This window comes from Mycoplasma sp. AC157, assembly GCF_054343415.1.
In genome coordinates this window covers 1-25,411 of sequence record NZ_JBTGVE010000004.1, presented here as the reverse complement: position 1 = coordinate 25,411, position 25,411 = coordinate 1, and the positions used below count along the sequence as shown (strand labels likewise).

General features: G+C 23.7%; 16 protein-coding genes. 8 read left to right on the top strand and 8 right to left on the bottom strand.

The features are described 5' to 3' along the window. Window positions 1-34 precede the first annotated feature (34 nt). The 5 genes from ACXX84_RS01100 to ACXX84_RS01080 all read left to right on the top strand — a co-directional run bounded on the left by ACXX84_RS01100 (window position 35) and on the right by ACXX84_RS01080 (window position 4,068). Complete coding sequence (locus ACXX84_RS01100; protein ID WP_436358772.1) at window positions 35-439, top strand: hypothetical protein; 405 nt, start codon at window positions 35-37, stop codon at window positions 437-439. A 1-nt stretch (window position 440) separates the two neighbouring features. Then, window positions 441-1,052 carry a 3'-5' exonuclease gene (locus tag ACXX84_RS01095; RefSeq protein WP_436358771.1) on the top strand — a complete coding sequence of 204 codons (612 nt, stop codon included), beginning with the start codon at window positions 441-443 and terminating at the stop codon, window positions 1,050-1,052. A gap of 254 nt (window positions 1,053-1,306) precedes the next feature. Beyond that, the gene (locus tag ACXX84_RS01090; RefSeq protein WP_458560588.1) at window positions 1,307-2,686 is read left to right on the top strand and encodes an FAD-dependent oxidoreductase; all 1,380 of its coding nucleotides are present in this window, start codon (window positions 1,307-1,309) and stop codon (window positions 2,684-2,686) included. 72 nt (window positions 2,687-2,758) lie between these two features. Further along, window positions 2,759-3,079: a hypothetical protein gene (locus ACXX84_RS01085; RefSeq protein ID WP_436358769.1), complete on the top strand. Its 321-nt coding sequence runs from the start codon at window positions 2,759-2,761 to the stop codon at window positions 3,077-3,079. Window positions 3,080-3,084: 5 nt separating this feature from the next. After that, the gene (locus ACXX84_RS01080) at window positions 3,085-4,068 is read left to right on the top strand and encodes a lipoate--protein ligase (protein ID WP_436358768.1); all 984 of its coding nucleotides are present in this window, start codon (window positions 3,085-3,087) and stop codon (window positions 4,066-4,068) included. A 44-nt stretch (window positions 4,069-4,112) separates the two neighbouring features. Here the strand turns inward: ACXX84_RS01080 and ACXX84_RS01075 are convergent, their stop codons facing one another. The 4 genes from ACXX84_RS01075 to ACXX84_RS01060 form a co-directional block, all read right to left on the bottom strand. After that, window positions 4,113-10,091, bottom strand: a complete 5,979-nt coding sequence (locus tag ACXX84_RS01075) for a beta-N-acetylglucosaminidase domain-containing protein (RefSeq protein WP_458572748.1) — start codon at window positions 10,089-10,091, stop codon at window positions 4,113-4,115. Window position 10,092: 1 nt separating this feature from the next. Then, window positions 10,093-14,865, bottom strand: coding sequence for an MGA_1079 family surface serine endopeptidase (locus ACXX84_RS01070; RefSeq protein ID WP_458572747.1), 4,773 nt, complete (start codon window positions 14,863-14,865; stop codon window positions 10,093-10,095). A 32-nt stretch (window positions 14,866-14,897) separates the two neighbouring features. Next, on the bottom strand, window positions 14,898-15,317 hold the full coding sequence (locus ACXX84_RS01065; RefSeq protein ID WP_458572746.1) for a hypothetical protein: 420 nt from the start codon (window positions 15,315-15,317) through the stop codon (window positions 14,898-14,900). Window positions 15,318-15,459: 142 nt separating this feature from the next. Beyond that, on the bottom strand, window positions 15,460-16,065 hold the full coding sequence (locus ACXX84_RS01060) for a hypothetical protein (protein WP_436358765.1): 606 nt from the start codon (window positions 16,063-16,065) through the stop codon (window positions 15,460-15,462). A gap of 139 nt (window positions 16,066-16,204) precedes the next feature. On the opposite strand from ACXX84_RS01060, the gene ACXX84_RS01055 reads away from it, so the two are divergent. Continuing rightward, entirely contained in the window at window positions 16,205-17,029 is an 825-nt protein-coding gene (locus tag ACXX84_RS01055; protein WP_436358764.1) for an alpha/beta fold hydrolase, read from the top strand. A 29-nt stretch (window positions 17,030-17,058) separates the two neighbouring features. Here the strand turns inward: ACXX84_RS01055 and leuS are convergent, their stop codons facing one another. The 3 genes from leuS to ACXX84_RS01040 are packed head-to-tail and all read right to left on the bottom strand — an operon-like array spanning window position 17,059 to window position 22,228. Then, the gene (leuS, locus tag ACXX84_RS01050) at window positions 17,059-19,437 is read right to left on the bottom strand and encodes a leucine--tRNA ligase (RefSeq protein WP_458560535.1); all 2,379 of its coding nucleotides are present in this window, start codon (window positions 19,435-19,437) and stop codon (window positions 17,059-17,061) included. Between the two features lie 39 nt (window positions 19,438-19,476). Then, window positions 19,477-20,622 carry a tRNA uracil 4-sulfurtransferase ThiI gene (gene thiI / locus ACXX84_RS01045; protein WP_436358762.1) on the bottom strand — a complete coding sequence of 382 codons (1,146 nt, stop codon included), beginning with the start codon at window positions 20,620-20,622 and terminating at the stop codon, window positions 19,477-19,479. Window position 20,623: 1 nt separating this feature from the next. Next, window positions 20,624-22,228 (bottom strand): hypothetical protein, encoded by a 1,605-nt coding sequence (locus ACXX84_RS01040; RefSeq protein ID WP_458572745.1) that lies wholly within the window; start codon window positions 22,226-22,228, stop codon window positions 20,624-20,626. A gap of 184 nt (window positions 22,229-22,412) precedes the next feature. Here ACXX84_RS01040 and rpsD point away from each other — a divergent pair, with 184 nt between their 5' ends. Continuing rightward, window positions 22,413-23,012 carry a 30S ribosomal protein S4 gene (gene rpsD, locus ACXX84_RS01035; RefSeq protein WP_436358760.1) on the top strand — a complete coding sequence of 200 codons (600 nt, stop codon included), beginning with the start codon at window positions 22,413-22,415 and terminating at the stop codon, window positions 23,010-23,012. 331 nt (window positions 23,013-23,343) lie between these two features. Further along, the gene (locus ACXX84_RS01030) at window positions 23,344-24,378 is read left to right on the top strand and encodes an Mbov_0400 family ICE element protein (RefSeq protein WP_436358759.1); all 1,035 of its coding nucleotides are present in this window, start codon (window positions 23,344-23,346) and stop codon (window positions 24,376-24,378) included. Here ACXX84_RS01030 and ACXX84_RS01025 read toward each other — a convergent pair. Continuing rightward, a complete protein-coding gene (locus ACXX84_RS01025) occupies window positions 24,375-25,166 on the bottom strand; it encodes a hypothetical protein (RefSeq protein ID WP_458560533.1) in 792 nt (263 codons plus the stop codon). The two genes, ACXX84_RS01030 and ACXX84_RS01025, sit on opposite strands and share 4 nt — an antisense overlap. Between the last annotated feature and the right edge of the window lie 245 nt (window positions 25,167-25,411).

Here is a 25,411-nt window from a genome sequence, read left to right as displayed (position 1 = left end):
ATTAATAATTATTTAAAGATAGGAGAATAATTTTATGAGTAAGTATGATGAATTCATTAGATCATTAATAGATCAAAAAGAAAAGTTAGAAGACAATAGAACTTTTACAATTAAATTTCCAATAAGTTTACATGAGTTTTATCTAAATATGTTAGTAAATGATGACATTAATGGATATAGTATAAATTCTAAAATTGCTAAATGTTTGAAAATTTATATGTTAAAAGATCATTATGGTAAATATAATTCAACTAAATTAAAAAATTTATCAACTAAAATAATAAGAATTAATAAACCTATTATTGATTATAGTAAAAAACGAGAATTTATAAAACAATGAATAATTGAACAAAAGATTTATTTATCTTTACATAAAAATTTTACTATAAATGAATTTGAAGAACTTATGAGACAAGGAGAAATTTTAGTTAGTGAATAATATGATAAAAAGTTTAGAAGAATTTAATAATAAAACAGATGAGCAATATAAAAACAATTTTATGAAAAATTCTTTTGTTATTTTTGATTTAGAAACTTGTGATAATAATAAATCTATTATTGAAATCGGTGCTATCAAAATAAACAACGGAGAAATAGTTGAACAGTTTAACGAATTAGTAAAACCAAAGAATTTTGAAATTAATAAATGAGAGCGTTTTAACAACATTCCTACGAAGTTAGTCAAAGAAAAAGGTAGAGATACAAAAGCAGTTTTAGAAGAATTTAATGCTTTTATAGGTGATTTAGACTTATATGCACATAATGGAGAAACTTTTGATTTTGTTGCATTAAAAAGAGCTTATAACCAAGTAGAACTACCTTTTCCCACTAATAATTTTATTGACACTAAAGATTTTTTTCAAAACAGAAGTTTTTATTTATGACAGAGTGAAAAATGAAGTTTACAATTTCTTTCTTCAATGCTTGGAGTAGATTATTTAAAAGCACATAGAAGTGTTCAAGATTGTAAAATTTTATATGAAGTGTATTTAAAAATACAAGATAAAAAATATATTTTAAACTCTTTTAAAAAAAGAATAACCCCACTATAATAACAAAGAAAATAAGATAAAAGAATATAACACAAAAATAATTAGTGAAGCAGAATTTTTATTAATAATTAAAGAAAAATTAGAAAAAAGTAAGTAATTAAAGTCTTAGCAGACTTTTTTTATTTTTCCAAAAAGTTGATTTTTATAACAAATTTACCCCTATTTTCAATTTGTTCCACAAAAAATGAATTTTTATAAACATTTAGTATAAAAATATTATAATTATAATGTTAATTAAAAAACGGAGGACATTAATGAAAATTATATCAATAGGAGCAAATCACGCAGGAACTTCATTTTTAAGAACAATGAAAAAAGTTGCTCCAAACGCTAAATTAGTAGCATACGACAGAAATACCGATATTTCCTTTTTAGGTTGTGGTATTGCTTTATGAGTTGGAGGAGAATTCCAAAACCCAGATGGTTTATTTTATTCAAGCGTTGAAGAATTAAAAGGACTTGGAATCGATGTTAAAATCGCTCATGAAGTTATCGAAGTAAACAGAAAAGAAAAATATGTAGTTGTTAAAGACTTAAGTACAGGAAAAACTTTTAAAGACACATATGACAAATTAGTATATGCTGGTGGTACATGACCAATTATTCCACCATTTGAAAACATTAACTTAGAAAACATTTTAGTTTCAAAAATCTTTGCACATGCTAAAGAAATTAAAGCAAAAGCAGAAGACAAAAATGTTAGAAATGTAGTTGTTATTGGTGCTGGATACATTGGAATCGAATTAGTTGAAGCATTCCACAAATACGGAAAAAATGTAACACTAATCGATATGCAAGACAGAATTATTCCTAACTACTTTGATGAAGAATTTACTAAAAAAGTTGAATTCTCAATGGAACACCACGGAATTAAAATGCAACTTGGTGAAAAAGTTCAAAAATTTGAAACAAAAGATGGTAAAAAAGTATCAGCTGTTGTTACAGACAAAGGAACATATGAAGCTGATTTAGTAATTTTAGCTATCGGATTTAGACCAAATACAGAATTAATTCAAGGTGTTGAAAAAACAGCTAACGGTGCTATAAAAGTAGATAAATTCCAAAGATCATTAAGTGATGAAAACTTATATGCAATCGGTGACTCTGCTTCAATGATTAATAGTGCTACAAAAGAATATGCACATATTGCTCTTGCTACAAACGCAGTTAAAACAGGAATCGTTGCAGCATTCCACTTAGCAGGAAACGAAGGAATTCCTTTCCCAGGATACTCAGGAACAAATGCAATTAATGTATTTAATTTCAACTATGCATCAACAGGTTTAACAGAAGTTGTTGCTGCTAAAACAGAAGGAATTAAAGAAAACTTTGCAGTTGAATACTTTGAAGACAATGACAGACCAGAATTTATGAAACACCACTTTAAAGTTTGATTTAAAATTACATATGACAAAAAAACTTTAAGACTATTAGGGGCACAAATCGGTTCTGAAGGTAGAGCAGCAAATCACACTGAAGTAATTTACATGTTATCTCTTGCAATTCAACAAGGATTAACATTACCACAAATCGCTTTAATGGATTTCTACTTCTTACCACACTTCAACAAACCATTTAACTTTGTAATTCAAACAATTTTAAATGCATTAAACTTAAATTACAGCAAAAAATAATTAATTTTTAATTTTTTCCCGATTTTTTCGGGTTTTTTTATTTTCCAATTTTAAAATTGTTATAATTAAAAAATGGAAACAATTTTTCAAATTAAAACAAGTAAAGAGTTAGATTTATCTTTTGACTTTCAAATTTTAAATCATGAAAATAGAATATTAGATATCAAAGTAAATGGTCTTTTAAGAGATATTCAATATAATGATAATTTTTTTGATTGATTTATTGAAGATTTATTATTCCTATTAGATAATAATAGATATCAAAAAAGATGAGATTATGGACAAATAAACATTTTAGGTATTAAAAATTTAAATCTTAATGAAAAAGATTATCATTCTTTTATAAAACTTTTCAAAAGTGTTACAAACTTTGATTTAGTAGTTAAGGAGTAAAATATATGAAAATTTATATTAGTAAAAATTATTCACCTTTTTATAATTTAGTTCTTGAAGAAATAATGACAAAAGATGAATCAAACACAGAAGACATTATCTTTTTATATCAACACGAAAATGCTGTTATTATAGGTAGAAATCAAAACGCATATAAAGAAGTAAAGTTTGATGTTTTAGAAAAAGAAAACATTGAACTTTATAGAAGACTTTCTGGTGGTGGTGCTGTTTATCATGATTTAGGAAATTTAAATTTCTCTTTTATCACAACAAACAAAACAGAAAGAAGTTACACTAAATTTTTAGAACCTGTTTTAGAGTTTCTACATACTTTAAATTTAAATGCTGAATTTAAAGGAAGAAATGATCTTGTAGTAAATGGTTTTAAATTTTCAGGAAATGCACAATTTATTTATAAAAATAAAATCGTTCATCACGGAACTATGCTTTTTGATGCCAACTTAAGCAAACTTTCAAATGTATTAAATCCAAGCAAACTCAAAATGGAATCAAAGGGAATTAACAGTGCTAAACAACGTGTAACAAACTTATTAGAACAATTAGAAAATAAAATTTCTATTAATGAATTTATAGATAAATTCGCTTTATTTTTAAAAGAAAAATATAACGGAACAATAGAAGAAATTCCTTCTAAATATTTAGAACAAATGGAAAGTATAAAATCAATTCGTTCTTCTAATGATTGAGTGCTTGGAAAAAATCCTGAATTTTCTTTTTTTAGTGAAAAGAAAACCGAAGGAGGAATTTTACAAATAAGTGCAAACATAAAGGAAAATAAGATAAATTCAATCAAATTTGAAGGAGATTTTCTTGCCAAAGTTGGAATAGAAGAAGTTGAATCTAAATTAATAAATCAATCTTTTGAAAAAGAAACAATTATTAAGATTTTAAATTCTATTAGTAATCTTGAAGAATATTTTGGAAACATCTCAGTCAAAGAAATTATAGAAGTCTTATTTGGTACTTAATCTACATATAAAGAAAAACACAGAAATAAATCTGTGTTTTCATTTTATCTTTTGCTTTTCTTTTTCTTTAAAATCAGTAATATTGCTAAAATAATTAAACCAATTACAGAAATAGATGATATTATTGGAACTCCTATTTTTAAAAAAGGATTAGTTTTGTTTTCTTCTTTAATTTCATCATTAATTTTTAATTGAAGTTCTTTTAATTCTTGTTCTGATTTAGCTTCTTCTTTTTGATTTGAAAATTCTTGTTGTTTAATTGGATTTTTTAATTTAGAAATTAAATCTTCTGTTTTGTTGATTTCTTCTAATATATTTTGTTTTTTATCTTCAAGTTCTTTAACAAAAGAAAGAAGATTATCTTCATTTTTATCTAATGTTTTTAGTTTATCTTTATAAAAAGCAATTTCATTTATTAGTTTTAAATCATTAATTTTTTTATTAATAGATATAAAATCAAATTGTGATTTCAACTTTGTTAAATCTGCTTTTATGCCTGAAATTTCTTTATATTCTAAAGTTTTATTAGAAATTTTTTCATCAGTACTATTAATTATGTTATTAATGTTGTTAAAAACTTCTTCGCTATAAATAGGCTGATATTTTACATTAAAAATTAATTCGCTTTTTAATAATTTTAATTCTTTTGCTTTTTCTAAACTGAAAGAGTCAAATAAGTTTTTTAAGAAATTTAAATTAGTTTCTTTATCTCTTAAATTTATATTATCGCTCATTATAATTTCATCTTTTTTATTAAATTCACTTTGTAATTCTTTAGATAATTCTTCTCATTTAACTCATTCATTAGTTAAAATATTTTCAAAATTAGGTCTAATTTCATTTATGTATTTTTCATTAAATTCACCTAATTTGTTATATTCTAATTTATTGTAATTATCAATAAAATTTAAGTTTAGTTCTTTATATTTTTCTTCATCATTTAAATTAATAGTTAATTGATGTTTAATTGCTTCACTAGAAGTAGCTAATCTATCAACACTTTCTGTTGTGTAAACACTTTTGTAAAGAAAATGGAATTTTCTTACATTTATTCTCGCTTCTTCTAGTTGATAAATAGAAGCTTCTAAATCAATTTTTGCTTCATTATATAAAGAAACTAACTGTTCTAAAGTTTCTTGAGTGATATCTTGGTTTTCACTTATGATTTTATTTATATAAGAATAAATTCTATTGTATTCTTGATATGAAAGTGATGTATACTGATGATTACTATTATCAATTTTTTCTGAAATTAAATTAGATAATTGACTTAAATCTGCTTTTAATCTCGCGCTTGCTATAACACTGTTTATTTCTGCAACAATGCTATCAATGGTGCTTTGATTTATGTTTGCTGAATCTTTAGTTAATTGCCCTTTTGCAATAACTTTGTCGTACAATTCTTTATCTTCTTGAATTCAATTATTGTAGTTATTGTTTTTTTGCAATACTAAATTATCTAGTTCTATTTTATTTGTTTCTGAATTAGTGTGTGCATTATCTAAAAAGGTAATTTCCGCTATTTTTGGTTTTTTATTAGTTCACTTAATTGATAAAGAAATTATTTTATTTTGATCATCTATTGGCAGGTTAAAACCTGAGTTTAAAGTAACTAAATGTCCTAATACAACTTCTTTTGTTTGATGAGTCTCTTCACTATAAATAGTTGCAGACACTTCTGCTAAACTTGGTTCTTGTACACTAACAATGTTTAAATATTTGTTGTTATATTCATTTTTAGCAAATGAATATTTTAAAGTACCATTTTCATTTTTAGGTTCATAGTATGTTCTTAATTTTTCATCAATAAGATTTAATACAGAAGTTTCTGGATTTTTAGATTCAATATTAGTTCCGCTAAAACCTGCAATGTTATTATTTGTTTGATCGTTACCATCATTAATTAAAATTTCATTTATAAATAAACCTCTATTGTTAGGATAATTGTGATTAATGAAAATTTTTAAATATCTTGCTTTTTTATTTTCTAAATCACTAATTCCTCAATATCTATAATTTGGATATTTAGAGTCATAGAAACCAAAATTTGTATCAAAAAGTTTTTTGTAACTAAATTTTGAACCATAATCATCAACAGTATAAACAGTTTCTCAATTCGCGTTATCTTGTGATATTTGAATATCTGCACTTCTTAGTCAATTTATATTATTAATATCTGAAAAGATTTTAATTGAATTAATGTTCATTAGTGAACCTAAATCATAAGTTAAAAAGTCTCTAGGTCTTAAACTTTTACTTATTTTAGAAACTGTTGTAAAATCTCCATCAAAAGCAAAATTTTCTTTAAAATTATCGTTTTCTAAAGGTGTAATATTTGTATCTATTAATTTACCAAAAACTGTTTGTTTTTCTGTTTGTATAAACATCTTATTAAAAGTAATATCTAAAGCATTTACTGATTGATTTCTAAAAATAATATATCTTGCCTGAGTTGGCGAACTTGCAATTGAATCAACATTTAAATCATATCAATTAACTCCATCAATTGAACGGAAAATACTGATGTTTTCAGTTTTTTCTCAATCTAAATCAATACCATTTATAGTTTTAGTTTCTTTTAAATCAATACCAATAAATTCACCAGAATTCATATGATATTGATTTTTAGAATTTTCTTTATCTATACTAAACAATTTATAAAGATTATCAACATGAGAAGTGGTTAAATTTTCTTTATTTGCAATATTAGATAATAAAAATTCATTAGTGTTAATTCCATCGAATTTAAAATTCACACTTTTTACTTCTCAATAACTTGTAGTATCTTGATTAGAAAGAATTTTAATTCCAGTGAAAACTCCGCTGTTTTCAGGTAATTTAATTGTGGTTCAATCATCATTTAACTTAACATCGCTTAAAAGTTCAAATGTTTCGTCATTAACTAATTTTAAAATTTTTACAGAAGGTATTTTATGTTTATTAGATTGTAAAATACTGATTTCACGAATAGCTCTTGGGTATTTGAAATCTACTTTAAATCCAACATTATTTTTTACAAAACTATTATCACTTGATGCTATAACAGTTGATGTGTAATCTGTATTATCAACTACATAATTTATAGAATTATTATATTCTGAGGCCCTAATTTCTTCTCTACCAAGAATTCTTGCATTATCCAAACTTGCTGTATATTCTTGTTTTTTCTCATAATCATCATAACCAACTCTTAGTCCTGCTATTCTTCATCAAGAACTATTAACCGTTGCATTATTATAAAATCTAAATTTATCTGTAAAAGCATAACCATGAACAACATGATTAAATTGATTTCCTAAATTATTTTTAGAACCAAATAATTTTCAACTAGAACTTGTGTAATCATAATATTCAATTTTAAAATTATTAAGTCTATCTCTTCCGTTTTCTTGACCTTGATCTAATTCTATTCTTGTAATTAGTCTTTTAGATGGAAATTTAAAGGCTACAATTTTATCTTGTGAAATTTTAGAACTACCAGACCCTGTTGCACTATCTGAGAAAGTTCATTGCGTAGCATAATTGTTGTCTTTTACTGATTCAATACTTCCGGCACGTACTGCAATTCCTGCTGTTGAATCTTCCATATTTGCCTGTAAATCGGTGTAATTTAATTTATTTGTAGCAATTTCATTTTGATTAATTAAAAAATTAGTAATTCTTAATCAAGCTGCTTCTGGATTGCTTCTATTTGCAATCAATCTTACACCAGTTACATTTTTTATATTTAAATTATTTACAGTTATTGGTCGAATATTATCATGAAATCTTTCATAGATTTCTCCGTTTAAATCCTTTCAAACCTCATCATTTTGCTTATATTGAATACGTGAATAGAAAAAATGATCTCTTCCACCACCCATTTTTATATAAATAGAATTTAATTTTATTGGTTCTGAAAATTCAACACCAAAATAGTCATCTTTAACTATGGCATCTGGATTTGTAAATAATTTTTCTTCCCTATTATTAGCAAGGAAAATATTTCCTTTATCACTTTCTGGTGTATCTCTTCTATTGCTAATAAAGGTTAAATTAACTTTATTAATATCTACTTCTGAAAAATTTAATTTTTTAGTTTGTTCTTCTTCTAAAAAACCAATAACCTGTTCTATAAAAGGTTGAATATATTTTGTTCCTACTTCTGGTTTAACAAGAAAATTCTGAAAATCAATTGAATGATTTTCTTTTGAATTATTAACATTAAATTTTCCTAAGTATAAATTATCACCCAATTCTCCTACTTGATTATTTTGAAGATTATTTAAAGCATCCAGTAAGTAAATAACTCCTTGAGTTAAATCGTAAAAAGAATCAATTCAAGGGGAAAATTCCTTTACAAAAGAATTTTTAAAATAATAATTTTTAAGTTTTAATAACTTATTTTTTAATTCTATAAAGTCAGTTTTAAGCGAGTTAACTTGATCAATAGTATATGTTTTAGAATTAAGTATGCTTTGTAAATTTAATATTTTATCTTTAATGTTTAGTGATTCATCAATTTCATTTGGAACTGGAATGTTTTGATATAAAGAATGAGAACTAAAATTCTTAAATACCTCGATTAATTCTTTATATTCAATCTCACTGCCAATTAAATTTTTGAATGATTCATTATATAATCTTTCTCTTTCTTCGTCTGATTTAATGTTATTTCATAAATAAGAGCTTAAAACATAAAGTGGTATTTGTGAATGTTCAAAAAATAAAGAAGGATTGAGAAGAACTCCATCAATTTTAGTTTCATCAAAGTTGATATCTAAATTCTCTTTAACACCACCTAAAATTAAGTTATTTTGCTTGTTTGACAAATTAATTCAATTGCTTCATAAATTAACTTTATTTCTTCCTGTAACTTCAATAAAATCACTTAAAAACTGATTGTTAACTTTATTAAAAGTTTTCCCTGGGTTAGTAATGATTTCGAAAGTGTTTGGAATAGTGTTGATAAATTCTTTTAATTTATTAACACTTTCTGCTTGATTTTTATCAAAATTATTTATAATTTCAAAATTATTTAAAGCAATAAAGATTTCTTTGTTTTTTGCTGGTAAATTATCAAATCATTCTTTAAATTTAGTAAAAAACTTTTCTTGAATAGATAAATTAATATCACTATTTTCGTTGAATATGAATCCAAATTTAGAAATTTTTAAATTTATTAAATCTAAAACTTTTTGTTTAAAATTCTCTAAATCACTATCAAAAGACTCAACCCTAACTTTGTTTGTCTGAAAAATATTAAACATAAAAACAGGTTCAATATTATTTTCTAAACTTTTGTTTATAAAAGGAACAAGAAAGTCTTCTTTTTCTTTGTTAGAATATTTTAATTTTCAATCTGCGTTTGTTTTTTTATCAAATCAGTTTCAATAAAAATATTTATTTAATTTTTGTTTTTTAGCATAATCAAGATATTTAAATCTTTGCTCGTTGCTTCAATTTGTGTTTTGTGAACCTTCAATAATTCCTCTATTTTTTGTTAAAGAAAAGTCCTTAATAATAAATTCTTCTATTGTTCTGTTTTTAAGTTGATTAAAAATTTGTTTAAATGTTTCTGATGCATAAAATTCGGAATTTTCCTTTAATCCAAAAGCACCAATTACATTATTTTTGCTGGTTAAAATGTAAGAATCATTTTTTTGAACAATATCATTACTTCGATTTATTTCAGAAAGTAATAAATTATCCACTGTTGTATCATTATTCAGTTTATTTCCAATAAGAATATTGGTTTTACTTTCTATAATTTTCTTTTGAGAAGTAAAACTATAATTTTTGGCAGATAATATGTTTTTAATGTTATTTACTGTATTTTCAGAAATTCCATCTTCTATAACTAAATTGATTTCGGAACTCAAAACATAATTTTTATCCAAATAATTAATGTTTTTTACATAAGGATTTATATTGTAGTTTTCGTGATTTTGCGAAACACTATTTTCAAAAGAAGCTGATACAAAAAATGCAGGAGATAAGGTAATTAAAGGTATAAATTTCTTTATTTGTTTATTTTTTTTCATACTATTTCTCCTTTATTTCTTTCATAAATCATGGTAAGTCGTATTTATTTGGATTTACTGCATTTGCCCTTATTATTTGTGAAGCAAAAGAGTGTTTATTTTTAAGTTCAAAAGGGTGCTCTCCTTTTCAGTTAACACCAAAATAGTTATAATCTTGCCCATCATAGTTTCAACTTATAGAATATTGAAAACCAACTCCCGAATTTCATAATGATGCTAATGAATTATCGTCTATGAATCTCCCTGTTCCTGAAGCTCCCGCCCCAGAATAAAAAGGTGCATAATTAGTTTCATTTGCTATTATAAACCCTCATTTTCAACCACTTCAATAATTGCTTATTGGTCTATGATCAAGAATGGCAGTTTGATTTCCGCGTGGATAACCAATAGAAACAATGTCTTTTACTGTTGGTGAATTCATATCATTATATCTTCAAGTATAATCAATATTTGAATTACTTAATTTAAATCAGTTTTCTAAATAAAGTGCTAAATCAAATTTCCCTTCTTCTCTTGCTTTTGCAATTCCTGGATTAATATCAATAATTATTATTGATGAATCCAGTCTTTCTGGAGTTTTTCCTGTATTTTTTAAAGGATCTCCATTTAAATTGTATTGTTGAATCCCTATTCAAATAGTGGTTGATTCATTTCCCGATGTACTTGTATAATCTGTTCAACCATATCTACCTCTTGAAGCATAAGTTCTTGCTTGTAAAAAAGGTGCTGATATTGTTTTATCACTTGATTTAAAGAATAAATTATCGCCAGATATAAGGGAAAAATCGTGTATACTAGAAGATTCAGCATGGTGATTAGTCATTACATAAAATCTACCATCATTTGGATCATCATTTACTTTCCCTATCATAGAAGCGGTGGCAATTGCTCCACCTGGACTATAGGCAATTGCTCTTCCTATTACATTTCTAACAGATTGACTATATTTTCCATATTCTCTAAGTCTTAAAGGTTCTAGTCTCATTTTATAACCTTCATGGAATTTAAAAGCAACATTAGAATTAGGATTATAAATGCTATGATCAAAAAGATATTCCGGTTTATTAAAGAAAATGGTTGGTTGACTAAAGGTGTTAGGTTCCACTTTAGAATAATCAAAGAGATTAGTTTCTCAACCAAAATCTTCAGTTTGTTTAGTTGAATCATATTTAACTTTTAAAGTAGCGGCTCCAGCAGCAAATAAAAAGTTATAATTACTTAACTCATGAACTACTGATTTTGCTTCTTCTCTTGGATCAATAACTATTTTGATTTCAGGATTTTTAGGTCATACACTAAATTCAATATCTTCATTTTCCATTCATCTTGCTTGGATTTTAAAAGTAAAATCAGTATTATTTTTTGTTACTATTTTTTCTATATTAATTATTTTTTGATCTTTAATTTCATCATAATCTAATTCTATATCGAAAGCAGGATTTGGGGAAATTGTAATTTCTGTATCTCCGTGATTTATTGCTCCACCATTAAAACTTAGATTTAGTTTTCTGTTAGATGTATATGAGTTTTTAAAAAGAGGGTCTAAAATCTTGTGTTGTAGAGTTCAAGAAAGAATGTTTGCTTCTTTATCTACAGATCATAGTGCATCTTTTCAATATAATTCTAATGTTCTTTCTCTATGGATTTCATTTTCAGAATTATAAATGGTTCTTAACGAATTTGTATCTCTTCTTTCATCATATGAAGGAGCTGTTCGTTTATTTGTTATTGAAGATGGTTTAAAACCAGTGATTTTGTATCAACTATTTGCATTTTTATTTCAAGGTCTTACATATTCTGGGTCTTCTACTCCAAATTTTACTAAAGAAAATCTTATATAAGCTGATGTTTCATCAATTTGTTGAATTTCGTTTATTTTTATTTCACTAACAGCTAAATCATAGTTTTTATACGAAATAAAACCATCTTGATTTTTTATAGTAATTATTTGTCTAAGTTCGTTTTTGTGACTATTAAAATAACCAACTGTATTAGTTGCCAGTCTTTCTTTATCAATTTGCAAATCATCTAAAGTTAAATTGTTCAGCATAATTTCAGGATAGTGAAGTTGTTGATAATCATTTACAAAATTAACCATAGAAAATTTTTGTTTAGTAGAAAATCTTTTATTTTGATGTTCTTTTTCAATAAAACCAATTTTGAAATTTAATCCTCTTTTACCAACAAGTTCAAAATCATAATAGTAAATGAAATATTTATTTTTAATTCTACTTACATCACCACTACTAATAGAAAACGGTTGTACATCCTTTGAATAGTTTCCTGTTCCAAAAGGAATATAAGCTAAATTATCTTTGTTATCTGTTTTATTGTTTGTTCCGTTTGTAATTTGAAAGAGATAACTTGCTTTATAAAACTGTTGTTGCTGCACAAAATCTTTAGCATTTATAATACTAAAATAATTTGAAGGGTTACCATTATCTTGAATTTGCCCATTAACTCTTACTTGTTGAATATTGGATTCATTTAATTGTCTTAAAATATTTAAATCATTTTGATCAATTTGGTCAAAACCATCAAAGTCTGCCTCAGTTAAATTATTTCCTGTTTTAGGTTTTATATCTTCTAAATCAAATAACCTAAAATTTATCATTTTAATTGGGTGATTATATAAATCACCTAATGCTTGTATTGGTGCTTCTTCTCCGTTAATTTTATATCAAAGAATTAAGTCTGCTGATCCATTATAGTTATCAATATTATTAACATCTTTAACAAAAATTTGATATTTACCAAATTTAGGTAGGTCATAAATTTCTTCCATTGCTTTTTTAGCATCTGCTGCTAAAAACTCAGAGTGTGTATAAAATATTCCTGGTTTAAATTTTAGTAAACTTCAGAAATGCTCTTTAGTTCCTTTTAGTATATTTTCAATTTGAGCAAAATCTTTAGCATCTTTTTCACTTTGAGTTGCATCTGTGTTTAAAAAATCTACAGGATTTAATGTTGGTAGAATTTTAGACTTAATTATTTGTTTGTTAAATAGAACATTAAATTGGAAATATAAACGATTTTCTTTATATGTTTCAAAAGAAGTGATGTCAAAACTAAAAAAGTTTTCTATCCCTTTTGTTCTTGGTTTGAAGAAAATTTTCTTATTTTCTATTAAATTAAATTCACTATAAGATAGTTTAGATAGTGCTTCATAATCGACTTCATAAAATTGATCTAAATTATTTAAAACTACTTTATTTATAAAAGGCATTACATCCTTTTGAAAAGGAATTTCCTTTTTAATAGTAGATTTTAGTTTTCTATTACTTTTCAAAAATACATCTAGTGTTAATACTAAAATGTTTTTATTGTCTTCTTTTAACTCCGAATTAACTACATCAAAATCAAAAGTTTCATCATCTCCTTCATTTATAAATACTTTATAATTATTTAAATTTATAGAAGCAGAATGTAAATAACGTTCTACATCATAACCATTTGGATCTTTAGAAAGGGAAACGGTGTTGTGTTTTTGAACTTCTGACAATAAAGAAGACTTAAGCGATGTTTCATCATTTGTAGTTGTTGTAATATTTTGTTCATTAAATTCTTTTAACTTACTATAAAAATCATTAATTTTTGTCTTAATGGCAGGTAAATCTTTTATGTCAAAATCTAAAAGTTTATATTTTTCATTATCATAAATCTTGCTAAAATCCAATGCTTCTTGTTTTAAAAAGAAAGGAAGAACAGCATATGCATTTATTTTATTTTCATCAATTGCTAAATTAGTTTTTAAAAACTCTTCTTTAACTTTGTTTAGCAGTTCAAAAAAACTATTTATTTCATTTTTAAAAGAATTAAAATCTTCTAAATTTTCTTTTGTATATGTCTCTACTTTTAAATAATTTTTAAAACTTTGACTAATTGATGAATTCTCATTCACAATATCTAAAAAAGATTTAATTTCATTTAAAAATTCACTATTTTTTGACTTAAGTTCTTTTTCAAAAGAAGAAAGTTGATCTTCTGTTATAACTTTATTTACTCCAGAAATTAAATCGGTTTTTTGTTGTTGACTTAAATGTTGATTGCTATTTATTTTTTCAATTAAGTTATTAATTTGTGAAGATAACTCATTTGAACGATTATTGTTAGAAATTATATGATTAGTTATGTCTTCTATTAAATTTATAACCGTATTTTCTATATTGGTTAATGAATTTAAAGTAGAAAAATTATTATTTTTAATGCTTTCAAAATTATTAATTTTTTCTTTAATTTCAGTGCTTAATTGATCATTATAAATTTCTTTTATTTGGCTAATTTCCTTTATTTTTCCGTTTATTTGTTGAATTTGACTCAAGAAACCATTTTCATTTTCTATAGTATTAAAAACATTTTCTATATGGTTTTTTACAAAAGTAATTAAATTAACATCAAATTCTTGATTTTTTGATAATTGCTCAATTAAATTTTTGAAATCTTCTAAATCAAACACGAAGATTTTTTCTTTTTTTTCTAACACTTGTTTAAGTTGATTATTTAAAGTAGAGAATTCATTATTAAAGTTTTCAAAAGAATAATTTTCTTTATTTAAAAATTTTAATAATTGATTATTTATGTCAATAATATCAGAATCTTTTTCGTATGTATATTTACTCAATTCTTTTTCTTTATCTTTGTTTTTGTTAAATGACTTTAAGTTGTTTAATAATTCACTTTTAAAAACAGAAGAAGAAAATGTTTTATAGTTTGTTTCTGTTTTATTTAAAATAATTTCTTTAATGTTTGCAAAAGCAGAATTAATATTATTCAAAAAAATATTACTTATCTCTTTTTGTAGGTTTTCTACATTATTTTTATGCATTTTTTTGCAGAATCTATATATTTTTTTAATATAGTTATATAGTTATTTAAATTTGTTATTAACTCTGAAAAGTCAAAGTTTTCTGAATTTAAAAAAATTTTTAAATTCTTTAAGCCTTTGATTACAAAAATATCATTTTTTATTTCTTCTTTTTCTAAAGAGGGTTTTAAATCGGCATATAAATTTAAACTTTTAGATAAAGAATCTATAAAGTTTTTATCAGAAAACAAATTTTTATTGTTGCTAAAATTCTTATTAATTTTTTCTTTTAAATTTTTAAATTCTGGCAAGTTTAATGCTTCAATTTTAAAATCTTCTGTGGATTTATACTCATTAGAGCATGATGCTAAAAACATTATAGGAGTTGCTCCTAATATTATTGTTGGAAATCTTTTTTTCATATTTACTCCTCACAATTTATTTTGATATTATTTTCTTATATAGAATTATAGATTTATTTTTTTTTTTTTTTGTAAAAAAGGCAAAAATAACACAAAAAAAGAAAAAACTGCATTTTTTTATGCAGTAATTTTTTTGCTTTATTTATTTAAAATAAATTATTTGTTGCTTTGATGGTAATTTATTTTTGTAAGTTAAATATTTATTTCTTGTTCTTATTTCATTAATATTAATAGTTTTAATAACAGGAATTTTAGTTTTTTCTATAAAAATAATATATTGTCTTGGATAAACGGCTTTTGTATTGATATTGTAAGTTATAAAATTAATATCAAGATTTTCAGAAGTTACTTTAATTGTGTCTAATGATTCACCTGAAGAGTAGTTAGAGTAGTAAACAACATGATATTTTTTAAATGTTTCTGAATTAAATATTTTTGAATATGTTTTGATAAAATCATTTCACTCTGTATTTATTTTGTTTTTTACTTGTTCAATTTTTATTTGAGATAGTAATTCTTTTTTGAAGGAATCTCCATCTTTTATTTCAAATGCATTCTCTCTTTTTTCAAAGTCTGAAGGACTTCATATCTTGTTAGAATTTAGTAAAAATACATTTTCTTCTAATTCATTTTCATTATTAAATTCATTGATTTGTTTATTTTCAATAGTTTGACAAGAAACAATTGAAAACACAGGTATTCAAACACTAGAACTTAATAATAGATTATTTACTATTTTAAATTTCACTTTTTTTCCTTTCTAGAAAACCAATAAGTATTATTTTCTTGTATTATCTGTCCTTATTATAATATATTTTAAAAATAAAATCTATTAAAATCCGAAACATAAAATGTGATAAAATAATTTAATAAGATATAGGAGTTATATGCAAAAAAAAGAAATACTAATAAAAAATGAAAAAATATTTTATATAGAAGAAAATAGTGGAAAACCAAAGGTTCTTTTTCTTCATGGCTTTAATTCATCACATAGTTTTGCACAACAAGTTTACAAAATAACAGATAGAAATTATGATGTTGTTGCTTTTGATTTTCCTGGTTGTGGATTGAGTTCTAATAATGAAACTATAACCATTGAATATTATCAAGAAATTGCAGCGGAATTTGTTAAACAAACGGGAATTTCCTTTAATTTAGTAATTGGTCACTCTCTTGGTGGAGCAAGTGCTCTGCACTTATTAAATAATAATTTAATTCCTAAAGCATTACTTGCTGCTCCAATAAATTATAATATTTTAGGTACTATTGCTAAAGAAACTTTGAAACAATCAAAAGAAAGACTTAATAAATGACTTTTGCCAAAAAACTATGAAGAAGCATACGAAAGTTCAAATAACTTAGTTTATGAAAATAAAAATAACTACAAAAAGAATTTAGAAAAAATAGCAAATGTCTTTTTAACTGTGACTAAAAATAAATTCGCTGTTTTCAATAATTTAGTAAGAAAACAAATTATTAATCCTTCTTATTTACAAAAAGATATTAAAAATCTTTACTCTGTTAATAAAGATTATGAATTCATAGTAGGAACCAAAGATATGTTTGTTCCTTTTCTTTCTGTTGCTAAAATAGCTAGTGATTATAATAAAAATTTTATAGGATTAAAAAATTGTGGCCATGCTTTATTCTTTGAAAAACCTTATGAAATAAACAAGAGAATTGAAGAAATTATTAAAACACAGACTAATTAACTTTATGTCTGTGTTTTTTTATAAAAATACTATACATTAAAAATTATTATTTTATCTTTTATGTAGATTTTCTTTTTAATTTCTTTATTATCAATATTTTTTATTACATTAGGTTCGCTTAAAGCTTTAGTAAAAAGAGAATCTTCTGTATCGGTTTCTTCTTTTTCTATTACTGCTCTAACTTTTCCATTAATTTGAATCGGTAATTTAATTTTCTTATTTAAAATTAAATTCTCTTGCAAAATTGGTCATGATTGCTTGCTTATTTCATTTGCTTGTAATCTGCTTAACAATTCTTCTGAAAGATGTGGTGCTAAAACAGAAAGCATTATACAAAAATCAATTAACATTTGTTTGTTGGAAATTTTTTCAGTTTTATATAAACCATTTATGAAAACCATAAGTTTACTAATAGCAATATTGAATTTTAAATTTTCAATTGCGATTGTAACTTCTTTAATAGTTTCCTGTCATAAAGAAATCATCTCTGAATCATCAAAATTTGCATCAATTAAATCATTATTTGCGAATTTATCTAAAATAACTTCAACTCTATCTAATCATCTTCTTATACCTTGGATTGCATCTGTACTTCATTCTTTTGTATCAGTTAATGGTCCCATAAACATTTCATAAACTCTTAAAGTATCTGCACCATATTCGTTTACGATATCATCTGGGTTTATAACATTTCCTCTACTTTTAGACATTTTTTGCCCATCTGTACCTAAAATCATTCCTTGATTTACAACCTTAAAGAAAGGTTCATCATTAGGTAAAATCCCTATATCATAAAGGAATTTGTGTCAAAATCTAGAATAAATTAAATGTCCTACAGCATGTTCTTGACCACCAATGTATAAATCTACAGGAAGTCATTTTTTAAATCTTTTATATGCTTCTGGACTATCTATATTTAAATATGATCCATCTTCATTTTTAAGAATAAAAGCTAAAAAGTATCAAGAACTACCAGCTCACTGTGGCATTGTATTAGTTTCTCTTCTGTATTTTTTGCCATTTTTTTCAAAGTATAATCACTCTTTGTTATTTGCTAAAGGAGACTCTCCTGTTTTAGAAGGTTTAATATTTTGCATATATGGTAATTCTACAATTCCTTCATCTATGTAAATATTATCTTCTTCATCAAAATAAACTGGGAATGGTTCACCTCAATATCTTTGTCTTGAAAAAATTCAATCTCTTAGTTTGTAACTTATTTCTTTTTCAGAAATTCCCTTTTCATTTAATAATTTATAAATTTCTTCTTTTGCTTTTAAAATTTCTAAACCATTAAACTCTTCCGAATTAATTAATTTATTATCTTGCACAACTTTAATTATCTCTAAATCATATTTTTTAGCAAAATCATAGTCTCTTTCGTCTTCTCCAGGAACTCCCATAACAGCACCCGTTCCATAAGAATTTAAAACGTAGTCAGCAATTCAAATTGGAATTTTCTTATTATTTAAAGGATGGATAGCATATAAACCTGTAAAAATACCGTGTTTTTCTTTATTATTGGAAACTCTATCTCTTTCACTTAAAGTTTTAGTAAAGTCAATAAATTCTTTTATTTTTGGATTATTAATAATCACATCTACTAATTTGTTTTCTGGAGAAATAGCAATAAAAGTAACGCCAAATAATGTATCAATTCTTGTTGTAAACACTTCTATAATTTCACTATTATTTTCGATATGAAACTTAATTGTATGACCTTCAGATTTTCCTATTCAATTTTTTTGTAATTCTTTTAATGAATCCGAAAATTCTAAGTCATTTAATCCTTCTAACAATTTATCTGCATAATTAGTAATTTTTAAAACTCATTGTTTCATTGGTTTTCTAATAACTGGAAAACCACCTCTTTCACTAACTTTATTTCCTTCGTTATCAGTTATCACTTCTTCATTAGCAAGAACGGTCCCTAATTCTTCACACCAATTAACATCAACTTCTTTTATTTCTGCTAAATTATGTTCATATAATTTTTTAAATATTCATTGTGTTCATTTGTAAAATTTAGGATCAGTAGTATCCACCTCTTTAGATCAGTCATATGAAAAACCTAAACTTTTTAACTGTTTTTTAAAAGATTGAATATTACTTTGTGTAAAAGAAGCAGGGTGATTTCCTGTTTTTAGTGCATATTGCTCTGCTGGTAAACCAAAAGCATCTCATCCCATTGGATGAAGAACATCAAAATTATTTAGTCTTTTATATCTTGCTATTATATCTGTTGCTGTGTAACCTTCTGGATGTCCAACATGCAAACCTGAAGCGGATGGATATGGAAACATATCAAGAACATAAAATTTTTTTTCTTTATTTTCTGTTGTTTTAAATGAATTATTAATTTCTCAGTGTTTTTGTCATTTTTTTTCTATTTCTTTGTGATTATACATAATATTATTATTATATAAAAAAAACAATTTTGAAAAAATTTATTTTTGTGTTTTAAATCTTTTCAAAATCATTTCTTTTTCAATTGCACTTATTTCCATTTTTTTAATTTCAGATAACTCTTCTTCATATTTTTGTGCAAATTCTGAAGTTGGTTTTATAACTGGTTTTTTAGGAGCAAATAATTCACAAGCTTCATTTGCTTTTTCAATAGAAATTTCATAAGTACCTATTTTGTTAGCTAATTTAATAGTATCATTTTTGTTAAAAGTTAATAATGGTCTATATATTTGTAAACTTGTTTGACTACCAATAACATCCATTGATTCCATAGTTTGAGATGCAACTTGCCCTAAATTTTCTCCATTAGATATAGCTATGTAACCAAATTTTTTAGCTAAAATATCTGCTATTCTATAAAAACTTCTACGCATTAGATTTATTTTATAAGACTGGTCAGAAACTAAACCGATGTAATTCATTAAATCTGTATAGTTTATTTGAAATAATTTAGAACCACCTTGATAATTAGATAACAATTGAATAATTTTATCTACTTTTTGAACTGTTTTTTCATCAGTGTGTGGTGGTGTTATAAAAGACAAGAAATCAATATGCACACCTCTTTTCATCATTTCAAAAGCTGCAACTGGAGAATCAATTCCTCCAGAAATTAAATGTAAAACTTTACCAGAAATACCAACAGGTAAACCATCTAATCCTTTATAAAATTTAGAAAAAACATAAGAATATTTTTCTCTAACTTCAATATTGATTTGTTGATCAAAATTTTCCAAATCTACCTTTATTTCCTGTTTTTTTGCAAATAATTCGGTAGCAACTTCTTTTATAATTTCTTGTGAATTTAAAGGGAATTTTTTTCAGTTTCTATGACAATTTAATCTAAATTTTAAAAGATTATCATCAAATTGTCTTAAAACTTCTTCTTTTATGCTTTCTATATTAGTTTCTACTCTTTTTACAGGAGAAAAAGAAGAAATACCAAAAACTTTAGATAAATTTGCTAAAGTTTTTTCGCTATAAGGTAAATACATTCTATCAAAACTTACTTCTGGAATTTCCCCTGTAATTTTTATTATGTTTTGCTTCAAAGTGTTTATAAATTGTTTTCTATTACCACCTTTTAAAACTAATTCACCATATCTTATTAAAATTAAATCATACATATTATATTATTTCCTTTTCTAAAAATTTTACTATATTTTCTAATGCTTGTGGATAGTTTCCTTGTCTATGCATTTCTTCTGCTATTTTAAAACTGGCATCCAGTTTGTTTTTAGAACTCCTAAAAACATTCATATTTTTATATAAAAAATTTAATATTTCTTTGTATAAAAAATCAGTAAATATTTCTATATTATTTGTCAATAAATCATTTAACTTTTTAATATAAATTATTTTTTGGTCATTTTTTTCTTCATTTTCTATCAATAGAAACAAATTCAATATTTCTTTTTTGAAATTTTCATTTATATTTTCTTTATGTTTATTTACCAAAAAATCAGTAATTATTTCTTTTTGTAAAGAAAAATTGTTTAATAAATTCTTTTCTTTTAATTCAAAAAAATAAATATTTTTTAAAGCGATTAACTTAAAATCTATAATTATGAATTTTTCAAAAATACTTTTTATTTTTTCTATTTGTTCAAGATAAGTTTCTTTATTTAATAAAATATCTTCTAATAATAAATTTATATTATCTAATTCTTCTTTTGCTTGTATAAATGCTGTATTTTCTTTATTTTCTATGAAAAGAAGTAACTCATTTTTTTTCCTTGCTATTCTATTTTTTATAATCAAAATGTTTTCTATTACTATTTCTTTAGATCTTTTTTCTTTTTCTATTTTTTCTTTGTTTTCTAATGTTAATTTATAAATAAATTTTAAATTAATATTAACTTTTTCAATATCAATTTCTTTATGTGCTTTCTTGACATTATTAAAAAGAATTTCTACTTGCTTTTTGTATTCTTCAAAAGAAAAAACTCTTTCCAATTGAAATTCTTCTTTGTTTTCAAAATAAAAATTTTTTAATGATTCAAAAATATTTGTCAAATTGTTGTCTATTTCGTTAGTAAATTTAACTACATAATTTAAAATTTTAAATAAATGAATTATATTTTCTTTATTTTCAATTAGTTTTTTGATATTTTCTTCTTTTTTATAGTTTAAATAATAATTTTGAGAAATAAAAGCATTGTTGTTTGTTATTTTTTTAATTAGTTTATCAATTTTTGTATGAATATATTTTATTTTGTCTTCATTATTTTTAACAAATGTATTAGCTTTATGAAGATCCTGAGTCATTTTATTATAGTATCCTAAAAAAAACTTATTATTTTCAAAAATATAGTTATATTTTTCTTTTAGTTCTTCTAATATTTGAACTCTATCTGTAAAATAACTGTTAAGTTTTAACTCTATAACTTCATAAGAATGATTTATAATATTTGCTTTTTCAATTCTGCTTAAAAATTTAGTTTCTTCTTCGTTTTTATCTTTATGTTTTTTAATTATTTCTTTTAATTCAACTTCTTTTTGTTTTTCTTCTTCGTTTTTTAAATGCTCATGCTTAAAATAAATTTTTATTTGATTTATTAAAATATCAATTTCGTTTTTTATAGAATTGTTTTTTTCATTTTTTTTAACTTGTTCTTTTTTATTTCTTTCTTTTTCTTTTCTTCTTTTTTGTAAAACAAAAATAAGGATAATTAATCCAGTTATCAATAATAAAACTAAAAATCCCAATAAAAAAAATAAAAAATACTTCATTTGCTATTAAATTATACAAAAATGATGTAAAATATTAAAGCAATAAACACAGCTAAATAATATATATTAATATTTTTTAAATTTGTTTTAAATTTGGAAGTAAACTTTGCTGGATGTCGAAACCATTAAATTTAAAAAAATAATATGGAATTATTTCTTAACGTTTTTTGCAGAAAGAGGAAAAATGTCAAGATATACTGGTCCAATTTTCAAAAAATCAAGAAGATTAGGATTTTCAATTTTAGAAACTGGTAAAGAATTTGCAAAAGGTAAAAAAAGAACTTACGCTCCTGGACAACACGGACAAAAGAAAGTTAAATTATCTGATTATGGATTACACTTACACGAAAAACAAAAGGTTCGTTTTATGTATGGTTTAAATGAAAGACAATTCAAAAACACTTTCTTTAAATCTTCAAAACGTAAAGGTGTTGCTGGAACAAACTTCTTACAAATGTTAGAAACAAGGTTAGATAATATTGTTTACAGAGCAGGATTTGCTACAACAAGAAGACAAGCAAGACAATTAGTAAATCATGGTCACTTTACTTTAAATGGAAAAAAAGCAGATATTCCTTCAATGCAAGTTTCAATTAATGATGTAGTTGAACTAAAAGAAAAATCAAGAAAAAACGTTCAAATTACTGCAGCACTTGAATTAAAACAAAAAGCAGAATGAATTGAATATAAAGATTTTAAAGCTACTTTAAAAAGATTACCAGAAAGAAGAGAATTAAGTCAAGAAATCAATGATGCTTTAATTGTTGAGTTCTACAACAAATAATAATTTCAACACAGGAATTCTCCTGTGTTTTTTTGTCAAAAACTTGCTTTTTTTTTTTTTTTGTAAAATCTAATTGGTATCTAATAATTAAATTAGATAGAAATTAGATTTAATTAGTTAAGTGGCAAAATTAGCTAATTATAGTATTCTTTTATATATTTAAAATTATTAGATACAACTAAATGCTCCTAGTATTTATATTTGAATTGGAAAATAAGCACAATCTGTATGTGAGAAAAACAGGAACATAATTATTTAGTTCCTGTTTTAATATTTCTTTTTTTCACTTTTTACTATTAATAGCACTATAATTAAAATATAAGGAATTAAAATGAAAAAAGATAAAAATCACATTGACACAATGAAACCGTTTTTTCCGGAAGAATCAATAACATTTGATAGATTAGAAGATGATTTTCACAAACATCCAGTCATTATTTTTTATAACGAATGGGAAGAAATATATTATTACTTAAAATGTCGCAGTTCTATAAAACATAAAAATTTCAGACACGAACTTAATGGTGAATATCTAATTAAAAAGGCAAATAATGGATTATTAAATCACGATAGTTTTATAGATACTGCTCAAATTTATAAAATTTTTGAAAAAGATTTATTTAAAGTTTTTGATAAAAATAATTTACTTTATTTAGATACCAAATTTCTAGATTTAGATGATATTAAAAACATTTATTTTATGCTTTGAGATAATCTCAAACAAAATCCACCATATGTTTCTTTAAGTGAAATTTCTATAAAAAATGACCAAATTTATTCTAAAACACTTTATTGCCATAAAGATTTTTTAACTAGAGATTTTAATCACTTTAAAAATTCAAATAACAGTGAAGAGTCAATTTTAGAAAAGGAAAAATTGGTTTTAGATATCTTAAACAACAGAAACACATTAAAACAAACTTTATTAGAAATCAAAAATATTTATTTAGGTACAAATAGCGAATATAAAGAATTAATGGAAGAAATTGATTATTTTGAACAACACAAAAGTTCTATAATTAATAATCATAAGTCTTTCATTGAAACTAATAATTTTAATTGCCACCATTATTGTGCATCGCAACTAAAACAGATTTTTCTTGGTTTAGAATCAAAAATAGATGTATCTAAATATGCAACAAATAATTTTAATTGTTTTCAAATGGGACAAATTCGTTTAGGTTTAGAACAAAATTTAGATGTTTCTCTATATGCTAAACCAATTTACGATAATTGACAAATGAAAGAAATAAGAGAAGGATTATTATCTAATATAGATGTTCTAAAATATGCTGATCCAAAAATTTCATCTGAAGAAATGAAAAATATTCGCTTAACATTGCAAAAAAATAAAAATCAACATTAGTTGATTTTTTGTTTAGTGTTTTTGCTTAAAAATTTTACAAATTCATTATAACGTAAAAAAGTATTATTTATTTTTAAGGTTTGCAATTGCTCTGGATTAAATAATTTTCTTGGAACTTCAAAAGCAATGTAACTAAAAGATGGTTCTACATAATTTGCTGTTTCATCTGTTGGTTCGCTTTCATTATTTTCTTTTAATTTAGCGTTTAATTCTAGATTGGTAGAATAAAAATTTAAAGCATTATTTTCTTTTTGAATAATTGAATATAAAGGAAATTCCTTTTGTTTTGAATTTAAATCATTGTAATTATAATCATTAGATTTAAATAGTGATTTAAATAAAGTATCTAACGATTTTGTATGAACAAAGTTATTTAATACATAAAAATTTTCTTTTAAATTTATTTTGCTTAAATAAAAAGCTACTTTTTGATAATTAAGCAAATTATTCATATGTTCTATTTCTTTAACATTATCATTTTTTTCATAATTTATAACATAGTAAAATAAAGTTTGTTTAAGATTATCTATATCTTTTTCATCTTTTATTAGATAAAAATCCTTAAGTTTTGTTTCATTTGAACTAACACTTGAATTACTTAAAAAGGTAAAAGTTTCATTAGATTTAACAATTTCTTTATCACCTAAATTATTAAACTCAATTTTATAATTTTCATATTGATTTTTTTCTTTGTCTTTTTCTGTTGTTGCACAAGAAACCACTGAAGTAGCAAAAATAGGAATGCTAACTAGTGAAGAAACTGAAAATAATAATTTATTTTTTAGCATAAGATTTCACCTACAAAAATAGTGTTTATAATTAATAAATTGAAATATTTTTTCTTCATTTTTTCCGTCCTTTATTTTTGTATTTACATAATAATTATATAATAATAATAATAATCTAATATATTCATAAAATAATATAAATTTATTCAAATAAATTCAATAAATACTTTTATAAAATTAAAAAAGGAATAAAAAAAAGCAGCAACTCCCTATTTTCCCATCTCTGGTATCTTCGGCGTAAAAGG